Source organism: Streptomyces sp. NBC_01176 (assembly GCF_045039825.1).
Lineage (GTDB): Bacteria > Actinomycetota > Actinomycetes > Streptomycetales > Streptomycetaceae > Streptomyces.
Genome location: NZ_CP108600.1, coordinates 5456858 through 5470253, shown reverse-complemented (window position 1 = coordinate 5470253; position 13396 = coordinate 5456858). Strand labels below are relative to the sequence as shown.

The following is a 13396-nucleotide window of genomic DNA, read 5'->3' as shown; positions in this document are numbered from 1 at the left end:
AGAGTAATGGACCCGGTCAGGCGCGTGAACCCTTGACGACCCTGTCTCGTTCCTCACAGCGGCCGCCCCGGCCCCCGGGCCTCAGCGGCGGGCCAGGTACAGGTCGAGGACGCGGTGGAGCACGCGGTGGAGGGGGAAGTCCCACTCGCCGAGGTACTCGACGGCCTCGCCGCCCGCGCCGACCTTGAAGCGGAGCAGGCCGAGGAGGTGGTTGGACTCCTCCAGGGTGTCGGTGATGCCGCGGAAGTCGTAGACGGCGGCGCCCAGTTCGTGGGCGTCGGTCATCATGCGCCACTGGATGGCGTTGTTGGGCTGGACCTCGCGTCTGCGGCTGGTGGAGGCGCCGTAGGAGTACCAGACGTGGGTGCCGACCGTCAGCATCGTGGCCGCGGCGAGGACCTCGCCGTCGTGGTGCGCGAGGTAGAGCCGCATACGGTCCGGGTCCTCGGCGGTCAGCGCGGTCCACATGCGCTGGAAGTAGGCCGGCGGGCGGGGGATGAAGCGGTCGCGTTCAGCGGTCTCCGCGTAGAGCTCGTAGAACGCGGGCAGGTCCTCGTAGCCGCCGCGCACCACCTTGACGCCGGCCTTCTCGGCCTTCTTGATGTTGCGCCGCCACTGCTGGTTGAGGCCGCGCTGGATCTCCTCCAGCGGCCTTCCGCCGAAGGGGAGCTGGAAGACGTAGCGCGGCTGCCCGGCCGCGAACCCGTCCTCGGCCCCCGCCTCGGCCTGCCGCCAGCCCCTGTTCCGCAGCTTCTCGGCCACACCGGCGGCGGCCGGTTCGTACGTCGTCGCCTCCGTGTCCCCGAGCCGGCGCGCCGCCGGATCGGCGATCGCCGCCTTGACGGCGTCGGCGCTCCACCGGCGTACGACCACGGGCGGTCCCATCTTCACCGAGAACGCGCCCCGCCCCTTCAGATACGCGAGCATCGGGTCGAGCCAGCGCTCCACGAGATCGGCCGCGTACCAGTCGACGACCGGCCCCTCCGGGAGGTAGGCGAGGTAGCGCCGCGTCCTCGGCAGCGGACGCAGCAGTACCAGCCCGGCCCCGACGAGCCGCCCCTCCCCGTCGAACCACCCGAGGCTCTCCGCCCGCCAGTCCGGCTTCACCTCGCCCCAGGACGGCACCTGCATATGGCTGACCGAGGCCCGTGTCGCGACGAACGCCAGGTGCTCTTCACGGGTGATGACCTGCAGGCGGAGCCTCATGCGCGGCACTCCTCGGTGAGGGGGATGGCTGGAAATTTCGGCACACTCAGGACATTTCGCCATTCTCGTGCCCCTGGCCGTGGCCCGCCCCCCGGCCGGAGCCATCGAGTGCCTCCGCCAGCACCTCCGCCAGGTGCCTTCCCCCGCGGCCCGTCAGCTGCTCCAGCTGGGTGCGGCAGGAGTAGCCGTCCGCGAGGAGCACCGCGTCGTCGCCGGCCGCCGCCACCGCCGGGAGGAGCTGTTCCTCCGCGCAGGACACCGACACGGCGTAATGGCCCTTCTCGAAGCCGAAATTGCCCGCGAGGCCGCAGCAGCCGCCCGCGAGGGACCCGGTCAGACCCGCCGCCGCGCGCAGCCGGCGGTCGGCCGCGTCGCCGAGGACGGCGTGCTGGTGGCAGTGGGTCTGGCCGACGACGGGGCGGTCCAGCGAGGGGGGCGACCAGTCCGGGGCCAGCCGTTCCAGCGCCTCGGCGAACGTCAGCACCGCCGAGGCCAGGCGCGCCGCGCGCGGGTCGTCGTGGAGGAGCTCCGGGAGGTCCGTGCGCAGCGCGGCGGCGCAGCTCGGTTCGAGGACGACGACGGAGGGGGGCCGCGGGTGGACGTCCGGATCCAGGAAGGCACCCATCAGGTCGAGGGTGCGACGCATCACCGCGCGGGCGAGGTCGAGCTGGCCCGTGGAGACGTACGTGAGACCGCAGCAGACGCGGCCCGCGCGGCCCACCGCCCAGGGGGCCGGCCCGTCCGACGCGCGGCCCGCGCCCGACGCCCCTGCCGCCGTCCCGGCCGTCCCCGCCGTCGCCTTCTTCCGGCCCTCTTCCTTGTCGCCGCCCGCCCTCTCCTTGCCGCCGTTCCCCTTCCCGTTCCCGCCGGTCCTCCCCGGACTCCCCAGCTTCCTCATCCCCACCGTGGGCGTCAGCATCACGTCCACGCCGGCCGCCTCCAGCACCCGTACGGCCGCCCGCCCCACCGACGGCGAGAGGTGCTCCGTGAAGGTGTCCGGCCACAGGAAGGCCACCTCCGCCGGGGCGACGGCGCCGTTCCCGTCGGCGCCGTACCCGTCGGTCCCGTGCACCCCCTCGCGCATCATCCGCCCCACCCGCTCCTTGAACCGCCGCTGCCACCACCGGCTGAACGTCTCGGGCGCCAGACGCGGGATCCCCCGCTCGGGTGCGATCCCGGCCAGCCGCTTGGCCACCGCGGCCAGCGGCCGCAGCGAGGACAGGGCGTTGAGCAGCCCGGCGGTCCTGGTCCGGGCGACCAGCCCGAGCCACCCGGGCAGCCGTCCCAGGGCGTAGTGCGCGGCGGGGCGGCGCCGGCCCGCGTAGTGGTGGTGCAGGAACTCCGCCTTGTACGTGGCCATGTCGACGCCGACCGGGCAGTCGGAACGGCAGCCCTTGCAGGACAGGCACAGGTCCAGCGCGTCACGGACCTCCGTCGACCGCCATCCGCCGGTGATCACCTCGCCCGCGAGCATCTCGTGCAGCAGCCGCGCCCGCCCCCGGGTGGAGTGCTCCTCCTCGCCCGTCACCCGGAACGACGGGCACATGACACCCGTGTCGGCGGGCGTCGTCGTACGGCACTTGGCGACCCCCACGCAGCGGCGCACCGCGGCGGAGAAGTCCCCGCCGTCCGCCGGATAGCCGAACGTCACGTCCACCGGCTCGCGCGGCAGCACCGCGAACCGCAGGTTCTCGTCCAGCCGGTGCGGCCGCACCAGCATGCCGGGGTTGAGCAGGCCGTCCGGGTCCCAGAGGTCCTTCGCCCGCTCGAAGAGGCCCACGAGTTCGGGACCGTACATGAGGGGCAGCAGCTCGGCCCGGGCCTGCCCGTCGCCGTGCTCGCCGGACAGTGAGCCCCCGTGCGAGACCACCAGTTCCGCCAGTTCCCGTGAGAAGCCGCGGAAGCGGCCGATCCCCTCGTCCGTCAGCAGGTCGAAGTCGATCCGGACGTGGATGCAGCCGTCCCCGAAGTGCCCGTACGGCGTCCCACGCAGCCCGTGGGCCGTCAACAGGCCCCGGAAGTCGCGCAGATAGGCTCCGAGCCGGGCCGGCGGCACCGCGCAGTCCTCCCAGCCGGGCCACGCCTCTCCCCCGTCGCCGGCCATCCGGGTCGCCGTGCCGCTCGCGTCCTCGCGCACCCGCCACAGCGCACGCTGCCCGGCCGGGTCGGTGACCACGGCGGCGTCGAGGACGTCGGCGGCGCGCAGGATCGCGTCGGCACGCGCGCGGGCCTCCCCCGCGTCGGCGCCGCCCGTCTCGACGAACAGCCAGGCCCCGCCCCGCGGCAGCCCCGCGCCGGGCGGTACGAGGTCCGCGGCCATCCCCTCCACCGTGAGCGGCCCGAGCGGCAGCAGCCCGGCGGCCGCCTCCGCCGCCGCGCCCTCGTCCGCGTACCCGAGCACGGCCAGCGCCGTCGCCCGCGGTGCCTCGACCAGCCCCACCACCGCTTCGGTCAGCACGCCGAGCGTGCCCTCGGAGCCGCAGAAGGAGCGGGCGACGTCCGCACCCCTCTCGGGGAGCAGGGCGTCCAGCGCGTAGCCGGAGATGCGGCGGGGCAGGTCCGGGAAGCCGGTGCGCAGACGGGCCAACTCGCCCTCCACCAGGGTGCGGAGGCCGCGCGGGGCGCCCTGCCAGTCCCGGCCGAGCGTGCGGGCCTGCCCCCGGCCGGTGAGCACCGACAGCTCGCGCACGCTGTCCGCGGTCGTGCCCCACGCCACCGAGTGCGACCCGCACGCGTTGTTGCCGATCATGCCGCCGAGGGTGCAGCGGCTGTGGGTGGAGGGGTCGGGTCCGAAGCGCAGGCCGTGCGGGGCGGCGGCTTCCTGGAGTCGGTCCAGGACGACGCCGGGCTGTACGACGGCGGTGCCGGCCTCGGGGTCCAGCGCGACGATCCGGTTCATGTGCCGGGTGAAGTCGAGGACGACGCCGGTGCCGGTCGCCTGGCCGGCGATCGAGGTGCCGCCACCGCGCGCGACGACCGGCACCGCGTGCGCGCGGCACACGGACAGCACGGCCGCCACGTCGTCGCTGTCGCGCGGGGCCACCACACCGAGCGGGACGCGCCGGTAGTTGGACGCGTCCATGCTGGTCAGCGCGCGTGCGGTGGCGTCGAAGGAGACCTCGCCGCGAACCTCCGCGGCGAGCCGTTCACGCAGTGCGGCCCGTAGTTCCCGAAAGTCCGCCGGTCCCCGGTCGCCAAGATCCGTCATGCCTCCAAGGATGGCCCCGCGCGGCGCCTCCGGGCGGTACCCGGGGTGTCCGAATCGCGGTCCGATGACGGGACCGGATCCAGAACCTTCCCAATGCGATCACGAACTCTCATATAGTGACGGCGAATTGAGTATCAGGTGTCGCCTCTCGCCCAGGAAACGACCGAGGACACGGACCGAGGACAGGATTCATGACCGCGCCCAGCCCCTCCGGCGAACGACCCACCCTCCGCGCCACGGCGCCCGCCCCCCTGCTCACCGCCGCTCTGGCCGCGCTCGCGGTGGTCGGCGCGGTGGCGGCCGCGCCGAACTCCGCACGGGTGCCCGTCGCCTGGGTCACCGGGACGGCCGCCGTGCTGCTCTGCGTGGCCGTCGCGGTCGCCACCCGCGCCGTGCGGACCGCGCAGCTGGCGCGCCGCCGCCTCGACACCGTGAGCCAGGACGCCGGCCGCCTGCTGCAGGAACGGGCCCGCCAGGCCGAGGAGTTCAACCAGGAGCGGACCCGGCTCGCGGAGGAGTCCGCCCGCGACCGGACCCGGGCGGCCGATGCCGAGGCCCGCGAACGTACCCGCCTCACCGCCGAGTTCGAAGCCGAACGGCAGCGACTCGTCGCCGAGATCGCCGACGAGCGGCAGCGGTCCGCCGAACTCACCGCGGACGGAGCGCGCCTCGTCCAGCAGGTCCGGCAGGCCACGAGCGACCGCGCCGCCGCGATCTCCGCCACCGCCAACGCGGCCGGCCGGATGCAGGCCCTCTCCACGGCCATGCTCGCCGACCTGCGCGCCATGGAGGAGAAGCACTCCGACGAGGAGGTCCTCGCCGATCTCCTGCACCTCGACCACCGCACCGCGCAGGCCGGCCGTCTCGCCGACTCCGTCGCCGTCCTCGCAGGCGCCCGCTCCGGCCGCCGCTGGGCACGGCCCATCGTCATGGAGTCGATCCTGCGCGGCGCCATGGGGCGCATCGGCGGCTACCAGCGGGTGCGCCTGCACTCCTCCAGCGACGCCGCGGTCGCCGGCCACGCCGCCGAGGGCGTGATGCACGCGCTCGCCGAACTCCTCGACAACGCGGCGAACTTCTCGCCGCCGACCGCCGAGGTCCATGTGTACGTCGAGGAGGTCCCGGCCGGTGTCATCGTCTCCGTCGAGGACAGCGGCCTCGTCATGGGCGACGTCCAGCTGCGCCGCGCCGAGCGCGCCGTCTCCGGCGACGGCGCCGAACTGGGCGGTCTCACCGGCACCCGGCTCGGCCTCGCGGTGGTCGGCCGGCTCGCCCGCAAGCACGGCCTGAAGGTCTCCTTCCGGCCTTCCGCGCGCGGCGGCACCGGCGTCCTGGTGCTCATCCCCCAGGACCTGCTGTCCCTGCCGTCCGCGCCGGCGCCGACGGCTCCCGAGGCCATGCCCGCCGCGGCCCCCGCCCCGGCCCCCGTACCCGCCGAGGACACCGCCGCCACGGCCGAGGACCACCCCGCCCCCGGGCCGGCGCCCCGCGCGTCGTACGCCGCCGCCCGAGCCACCGGGGACCTCGACCCGGACCCGGTCCCCACCCACGACTCCCCCCGGCACGCGGACACCGAGCCCGCCGCCGGCAGCCTGCCCAAGCGCCGCCGCGGCCGCACCCTCGAGCACGCCGAGCGCAGCCGCGCCCGCCTCGCGGACCAGGCCGCCGGATCGGATCCCCGCACCACCGACTCCAAGGTCACCGCCGCCCGGTTCGGCAGCTTCCGGCAGGCGGTCCGCGGCACGGCACCGGACCAGGCCGCGGTCCAGGGAACCGTGCCCGAGGACTCCGTACGCGCCCCGGCGTACACCCCCGAGAACGCCGTACGCGACGAAGCAGCCGTACGGGACACCAACCCCCCGCACCCGGAAGGCGACACCACTTCATGACCGGCACCACCACCGCCGACGAGAAGCTCTCCTGGCTCATCGAGGGCCTCCTCGAGCGCACCCCGGGCGCCCGGCACGCCCTCGTGCTCTCCCGCGACGGCCTGAAGCTGTGCCGCACCCCGGAGCTCACCGTCGACCGGGCCGACCAGCTCGCCGCGATCGCCGCGGGCATCCAATCGCTGTCCCACGGCGCGTCCGTGGAGTTCGGCGACGGCACCGGCGGCGTCCGCTCGGCGATGACCGAGTTCTACGGCGGGGTCCTGTTCATCGTGGAGGCCGGTGACGGCGCCCACCTCGCCGTGGTCACCGCCGAGGACGCGGACGCCGGCCTGGTCGGGCACAACATGAGCGAGCTGGTCGAGCAACTCGGCGAACACCTGAGCGCGCAGCCCCGGACGTCATGAGCCGTCCGGGCAGGGACGACGCGCCCGACCGGCTGTACACCCTCACCGGAGGACGCAGCCGTTCCGGGCCTGACACCCCGTTCGACCTCGTGACGCTCGTGGTCGCCGAGTGCGATCCGGCCCTGGGCATGCAGTCGGAGCACGCCGCGATCCTGCGGCTGTGCGAACGGCCGACGGCGGTCGTGGAGATCGCCGCCGTGCTGAAGCTGCCGGTGTCCATCACCCGGGTCCTGCTCTCCGACCTGCTCGCCGCGGGCCGGGTCAGCGCCCGCCACCCGCAGAAGGCAGCACTACCCGATCCCGACATCCTGGAGCAGGTGCTCGTTGGACTACGCAACCTCTGACGCGAGGACCCCGCTGGGCGCCACCGCCGACAACGGTCTGAAGATCGTGGTCGTCGGCGGTTTCGGCGTCGGCAAGACGACCCTGGTCCGCTCCGTGAGCGAGATCCGTCCGCTCAACACCGAGGAGACGATGACCCGGGCCGGGGAGACGATCGACGACATCAGCGAGGTCCGCGGCAAGTCCGCGACCACCGTCGCCTTCGACTTCGGCCGCATCACGCTCGACGCCCGCAACGTGCTGTACCTGTTCGGCGCGCCCGGCCAGGAACGCTTCTGGTTCCTGTGGGACCGCCTCTTCTCCGGCACCCTCGGCGCGGTCGTCCTCGTGGACACCCGTCGCATCGACGACTCCTGGTACGCGATCGACCGCCTGGAGCACCACGGCACGCCGTTCATCGTCGCCTGCAACGACTTCGGCGGCCCGGGACACACCCCCGCCGAGATCCGCGAGGCCCTCGACCTCGACCCGCACGTCCCGCTCATCGACTGCGACGCCCGCTCGCGGGAGTCCAGCAAACGGGTGCTGATCACCCTGGTCGAACACCTGAAGACCGTGTACGCCGCCTCGGCCGAGGCCGCCACCCCGGCCACCGAAGAAGTCACCAAGTCCCCGGAGTTGGCCCTGTGACCCCCGCCCCCGTGCCCCTCAGCGGGCCCCGGTTCCAGACCGAACCCGCCGAGCTGTACCGGGAGATGCGGCGCGACCACGGCTCGGTGGCGTCCGTCGTGCTGGACGGCGACATCCCGGCGTGGCTGGTGCTCGGCTACCGCGAGCTGCACCAGGTCACCGGTGACCCCGTGCTGTTCAGCCGCGACTCCGACCTGTGGAACCAGTGGGACCGCATCCCCGACGACTGGCCCCTGCTGCCGATGATCGGCCGCAAGCAGCCCTCCATCCTCTACACGGTCGGCGAACGCCACCGTGAGCGCGCCGCGATGATCAGCGAGGCGCTGGAGGCCGTCGACCCCTTCGAACTGCGCACCCACGCCGAGCGGTTCGCCGACGAACTCATCGACGCCGCCTGCGCCAAGGGCGAGATCGACCTCGTCGGGGACTACGCGGCGCTGCTGCCCGTACGGGTCCTCGCGACGCTCTACGGCTTCTCCGAGGAACAGGGCCCCGGCCTGGTCACCGCCCTCAACGACATGATCAACGGGCGGGAGGGCGCACTCGCCGGACAGCAGCACCTCGCCGGCTCCATGGCGCGGCTGCTGGCCGACCGCAAGGCCGACCCCGCGAGCGACGTCGTCTCCCGGATGCTCGCCGACACCTCCGGCTTCACCGACGAGGAGATCATCCAGGACCTGATGGTCATGATGGCCGCGGGCCACCAGCCCACCGCGGACTGGATCGGCAACTCGCTGCGCCTGATGCTCACGGACGACCGTTTCGCCGCCTCCCTCTTCGGCGGCCGCAACAGCGTCGCGGAGGCCATGAACGAGGTCCTCTGGGAGGACACCCCCACCCAGAACGTCGCCGGGCGCTGGGCCTCCCGCGACACCCAGCTCGGCGGCCACCGCGTCCGCGCCGGCGACCTGCTGCTGCTCGGCCTCCAGGGTGCCAACTCCGACCCGCAGGTCCGCACCGACGGCTCCGCCCTCACCGGCGGCAACAACGCCCACTTCTCCTTCGGACACGGCGAGCACCGCTGCCCGTTCCCGGCCCAGGAGGTCGCCGAGGTCATCGCGCGGACGGGCATCGAGGTCGTACTGGACCGCCTGCCCGACATCGACCTGGCGGTACCCGCCGCGTCCCTCACCCGCCGGCCCTCACCCTGGCTGCGCGGCCTCACCGAACTCCCGGTGCGCTTCACCCCCGTACCCGCACTGTGAGACTCCACCGCGCCCGGCCGGCCCGCGTGTCCGGCCGGGGGCCGCGGGGGCCGCGACGGCCTGCGCCGACGCCACGGCCCCCGCGACGACGCGGCATCCCCACCCCGGCCCTTGGAGGCATCCCCGCATGACCGCACGTATCGCCCTCGACCCGTTCGTGTCCGACCTCGACGGCGAGAGCGCCAGGCTGCGCGAAGCCGGTCCGCTGGCCGCCGTGGAGCTGCCCGGCGGCGTGCCCGTCTGGGCGGTCACGCACCACGCGGAGGCCCGCGCCCTGCTCACGGACCCCCGGCTGGTGAAGGACATCAACGTGTGGGGCGCCTGGCAGCGCGGCGAGATAGCCCCCGACTGGCCGCTGATCGGCCTCGCCAACCCCGGCCGGTCCATGCTGACGGTCGACGGCGCGGACCACCGCAGGATGCGCACGCTGGTGGCACAGGCGCTGACGCCCCGCCGGGTGGAGCAGATGCGGGAGCGGATCACCAAGCTGACGCAGGGGCTGCTCGACCAGCTCTCCGCCGACGCCGGAGTCGTCGACCTGAAGGCCGACTTCGCCTACCCGCTGCCCATGTACGTCGTCGCCGACCTCATGGGCATCGAGGAGTCCCGCCTCCCCCGCCTCAAGGAGCTCTTCGAGAAGTTCTTCTCGACGCAGACCCCGCCCGCCGAGGTCCTCGCCACGCTCACCGAACTGGCCGGGATCATGGCCGACACCGTCGCGGCCAAACGCGCCGAGCCCGGCGACGACCTGACCAGCGCCCTGATCCTCGCCTCCGAGAACGGCGACCACCTCACCGACGAGGAGATCGTCTCCACCCTCCAGCTGATGGTGGCGGCGGGACACGAGACGACGATCTCCCTCATCGTCAACGCGGTGGTCAACCTGTCCGCCCATCCGGAGCAGCGCGCGCTCGTCCTTTCCGGTGAGGCCGACTGGTCGGCCGTGGTGGAGGAGACGCTGCGCCACTCCACCCCCACCTCGCACGTCCTGATCCGCTTCGCGACGGAGGACGTGCCGGTCGGGGACAAGGTCATCCCCGCGGGTGACGCGCTGATCGTGTCGTACGGCGCGATCGGGCGCGACGAGAACGCCCACGGCCCGACGGCCGGGGACTTCGACATCACCCGCACCACCGCCAACCGCCACATCTCGTTCGGCCACGGCCCGCACGTCTGCCCGGGTGCCGCCCTGTCCCGGCTGGAGGCCGGAGTCGCGCTGCCGGCGCTGTACGAGCGCTTCCCCGCCCTCGACCTGGCGGTGCCCGTCGCGGAGTTGCGCAACAAGCCCGTGGTGACCCAGAACGACCTGTTCGAACTGCCGGTCCGGCTCGCCCCGTAGCTCTCCACGGGGGCGGGCGGAACGCCGTGGCCCCCCCCCAGCGGCCACGGGCCGGCCGGGTCGTCTCATCGAACGGACACGCTTCCGTCCGGTTTCGCCGAAGAGATACCCTCCGGCTCGTGGCTGACATCCAGATCCCCGCTGACATCAAGCCCGCCGACGGACGATTCGGCGCCGGCCCCTCCAAGGTGCGGACGGAGGCACTGGACGCGCTGGCGGCGACCGGCAGTTCCCTGCTCGGCACGTCGCACCGCCAGGCGCCGGTCAAGAACCTGGTCGGGAGGGTCCGGGAGGGTGTGCGCGAACTGTTCTCGCTGCCCGACGGGTACGAGGTCGTCCTCGGCAACGGCGGCTCCACCGCGTTCTGGGACGTGGCGACCCACGGCCTGATCGAGAACAAGTCGCAGCACCTCAACTTCGGTGAGTTCAGCTCCAAGTTCGCCAAGGCCGCGAAGCTCGCCCCGTGGCTCGCCGAACCCACCGTGATCGCGTCCGACCCGGGCACCCACCCCGAGCCCTCGGCCGAGGCCGGCGTCGACGTGTACGCCTTCACCCACAACGAGACCTCCACCGGTGTCGCCGCCCCCATCAGGCGGGTCGCCGGCGCCGACGAGGGCTCCCTCGTCCTGGTGGACGCCACCTCCGGCGCAGGCGGCCTGCCGGTCGACATCGCCGAGACGGACGTCTACTACTTCGCCCCGCAGAAGTCCTTCGCCTCCGACGGCGGCCTGTGGATCGCCGTCTTCTCCCCGGCCGCCATCGAGCGCGCCGAGCGAGTCCACGCGTCGGGCCGCCATGTGCCGGAGTTCTTCTCGCTCCCCACGGCGATCGACAACTCCCGCAAGAACCAGACGTACAACACCCCGGCCCTCGCCACCCTCTTCCTGCTCAACGAGCAGCTGGAGTGGATCAACGGCCAGGGCGGTCTGGCCTGGTCCACGGCCCGTACCAAGGACTCCTCGACCCGGCTGTACACCTGGGCCGAGGACTCCAAGTACGCCACTCCGTTCGTCACCGACGCGGCCAAGCGTTCGCAGGTCATCGGCACGATCGACTTCGACGACGAGATCGACGCCGCCGCGGTCGCCAAGGTCCTGCGCGCCAACGGCATCGTCGACACCGAGCCCTACCGCAAGCTCGGCCGCAACCAGCTGCGCATCGCGATGTTCCCGGCGATCGACCCGGCGGACGTCGAGGCACTGACGAAGTGCGTCGACCACGTCATCGAGAAGCTCTGACCTCACCCGTACCCGGAAAGGGGCGCCCGGCACTCGCCGGGCGCCCCTTTCCGCTGTCGCCGCGCTCCCGCTCCGGCTTCCTAGGACCTGCGCAGCAGCCGTCTCACCGCGAAGACCACCACCAGCACCGCGCCGACGGCCAGCGCCCCCTTGGCGCCGGAACCCAGGCCACCGCCCCCGTCACCGCCCGCCGACGACGAACCACCGCTCGCCGAAGGGGACTTGGAGTCGGATCCGCCCCCGGGAACCGAGCCGGGCTGCACCGGGCTGTCCTTGCCCTCGCTGCCGTACATCAGCTCCGACCCGTCGGGCGTGTACGTGACGGACTCGCCCTGCCCCTGCAGGGGAACGTTCAGCCGACCCTGCCGCTTCGGCTTCCCGTCGTTCCAGGTGTACAGGATCCCGCCGAAGTACCCGCGCAGCGCCAGCTGTTCGCCGTTCGGCGAGAAGGCTCCGTCGGTGACCCAGAGGTCGATGGTGGCGACCCGGCGGAACACGTTCGTGCCGGAGGAGGAGAGTTGTGCGGGACCCTCGTAGAGGTGCCCGCCGTCCTCGTTCTTGTCGGCGATGTAGACCCGCCCGGTCTTCGGATGCACCATCAGCGCCTCCGCGTTGCGGGGCCCGTCCGCGTACTTCACGACGTACTGGGTGGCCCGGATCGTCTGGTCCTTGAGCACCTTCGGCTCGGGCAGCTTGTAGATCCAGACGTGGTTCCAGGTGCCGCCGAGGTTGTCGCCGATGTCACCGACGTAGAGATCGCCGTCCGGGCCCAGCGAGATGGCCTCGACGTCGCGGGGGGCGCCGACCCCGCTCATCGTGACGGTGGCGACCGTCTCGCCGGTCCTGCTGTCGACGGCGTAGAGGTACGGGCCGTCGTCGCTGTCGTTGTGCGTCCAGTAGATGCCGGGGTGCAGGTGCGAGGCGGCGAGCCCGCTGGACTCGGTGATCCGGGGGTCCTTGATCGTGAATCCGCCGTCCCCGCCGTCGGCGACGGCGGGCGCCGACAGCGCGACGACGAGGGCGGCTCCGGCGGCCAGTCGGGCGGCGGCTCCGGCAAAATGGGAGGGCGATCGGCGCATGGCCCAAGCCTGCCATCTCGAACGGACTTTCAGTTCGATCTCCGCCCGCGGCCGGCCCCGTATCGCGTCCTCGAGGCGTGTCCAGCCTCACACCCCCGGCGGTCATGCCCTCCGCACCGATCGTCCATGATGAGCGGATGCTCAGGTTCATGCCCGTCGGCGACTCCCAGACGATCGGGAGCGCGGGGGAACACACGTGGCGTTACCGGATGTGGCAGCACCTGCGCGCGACGTACGGGGGCCCGTTCCGGATCGTCGGCCCGCGCGAGACGCTCTACGACAAGGCGACCGAGTCCCCCGACTCGTACGAGTACGCGGAACCGGACTTTCCGCAGGCCCACCTCGCCGGCTGGGGCGAGGGCTGGATCCACATGGTCCCGCTGATCCAGGACGCGGTTCGCGCGCACCGCGCCGACGTGCTCCTGGTCTCCCTCGGCCTGATCGACCTGGGCTTCTACACGAACGCGGAGCAGACGGCCGAGAACGTCCGCGCCTTCGTCGCCGAGGCCCGCGCGGCGAACCCGCGGATCCGGATGGCCGTCCTGCCGGTGATACCGAACGTCCGCGCGCAGTCCGACGCGCCCTTCGCCGCCGCGGTGGCCTCCTTCAACGACTTCCTCGCGAAGGCGGTCGCCGACCTCGACGAGCCCCGTTCCCCCCTGCTGCTCGTCTCCCCGCCCCCCGGGTACGACATCCACCTCGACACCTACGACGGCACCCACCCGAACGAGAGCGGCGAACACCGGATCACGGAGGCCTTCGCGGAGGCGATGTACCAGGCGTGGGACCTCGGGGAGCCGTACTCGGCCGACAGCGCCTGACCGAATCCCGGCGCACCCGGATCGTCGTACGTATC

Annotated in this window: 11 protein-coding genes; 8 read left to right on the top strand and 3 right to left on the bottom strand. The window is 73.0% G+C overall.

All coding sequences use genetic code 11. The features are described 5' to 3' along the window. Positions 1-81: 81 nt before the first annotated feature. Both OG199_RS23645 and OG199_RS23640 read right to left on the bottom strand, forming a co-directional pair. On the bottom strand, positions 82-1206 hold the full coding sequence (locus OG199_RS23645; RefSeq protein WP_405831131.1) for a lipid II:glycine glycyltransferase FemX: 1125 nt from the start codon (positions 1204-1206) through the stop codon (positions 82-84). Positions 1207-1252: 46 nt separating this feature from the next. Continuing rightward, a complete protein-coding gene (locus OG199_RS23640) occupies positions 1253-4414 on the bottom strand; it encodes an FAD-binding and (Fe-S)-binding domain-containing protein (RefSeq protein WP_405831130.1) in 3162 nt (1053 codons plus the stop codon). 191 nt (positions 4415-4605) lie between these two features. Here OG199_RS23640 and OG199_RS23635 point away from each other — a divergent pair, with 191 nt between their 5' ends. From OG199_RS23635 to serC, 7 genes are all read left to right on the top strand, one after another. Then, positions 4606-6303 (top strand): ATP-binding protein, encoded by a 1698-nt coding sequence (locus OG199_RS23635; protein ID WP_405831129.1) that lies wholly within the window; start codon positions 4606-4608, stop codon positions 6301-6303. After that, entirely contained in the window at positions 6300-6707 is a 408-nt protein-coding gene (locus tag OG199_RS23630; RefSeq protein WP_054235659.1) for a roadblock/LC7 domain-containing protein, read from the top strand. Before OG199_RS23635 ends, OG199_RS23630 begins: the two co-directional genes overlap by 4 nt. Continuing rightward, positions 6704-7051 carry a DUF742 domain-containing protein gene (locus OG199_RS23625; protein ID WP_356271470.1) on the top strand — a complete coding sequence of 116 codons (348 nt, stop codon included), beginning with the start codon at positions 6704-6706 and terminating at the stop codon, positions 7049-7051. Before OG199_RS23630 ends, OG199_RS23625 begins: the two co-directional genes overlap by 4 nt. Beyond that, a complete protein-coding gene (locus OG199_RS23620) occupies positions 7032-7679 on the top strand; it encodes a GTP-binding protein (RefSeq protein ID WP_401800373.1) in 648 nt (215 codons plus the stop codon). Before OG199_RS23625 ends, OG199_RS23620 begins: the two co-directional genes overlap by 20 nt. Continuing rightward, on the top strand, positions 7676-8884 hold the full coding sequence (locus OG199_RS23615) for a cytochrome P450 (RefSeq protein WP_266699914.1): 1209 nt from the start codon (positions 7676-7678) through the stop codon (positions 8882-8884). The genes OG199_RS23620 and OG199_RS23615 overlap by 4 nt, the downstream gene beginning before the upstream one ends. 127 nt (positions 8885-9011) lie before the next feature. Then, positions 9012-10223, top strand: a complete 1212-nt coding sequence (locus tag OG199_RS23610) for a cytochrome P450 (RefSeq protein ID WP_266699915.1) — start codon at positions 9012-9014, stop codon at positions 10221-10223. Between the two features lie 119 nt (positions 10224-10342). Continuing rightward, on the top strand, positions 10343-11461 hold the full coding sequence (serC, locus tag OG199_RS23605; protein ID WP_266699916.1) for a phosphoserine transaminase: 1119 nt from the start codon (positions 10343-10345) through the stop codon (positions 11459-11461). An 80-nt stretch (positions 11462-11541) separates the two neighbouring features. On the opposite strand, the gene OG199_RS23600 is transcribed toward serC, so the two are convergent. Beyond that, a complete protein-coding gene (locus OG199_RS23600; RefSeq protein ID WP_405831127.1) occupies positions 11542-12540 on the bottom strand; it encodes a WD40 repeat domain-containing protein in 999 nt (332 codons plus the stop codon). Positions 12541-12677: 137 nt separating this feature from the next. Here OG199_RS23600 and OG199_RS23595 point away from each other — a divergent pair, with 137 nt between their 5' ends. After that, the gene (locus OG199_RS23595; protein ID WP_401800365.1) at positions 12678-13361 is read left to right on the top strand and encodes an SGNH/GDSL hydrolase family protein; all 684 of its coding nucleotides are present in this window, start codon (positions 12678-12680) and stop codon (positions 13359-13361) included. The last annotated feature ends 35 nt before the right edge of the window (positions 13362-13396 follow it).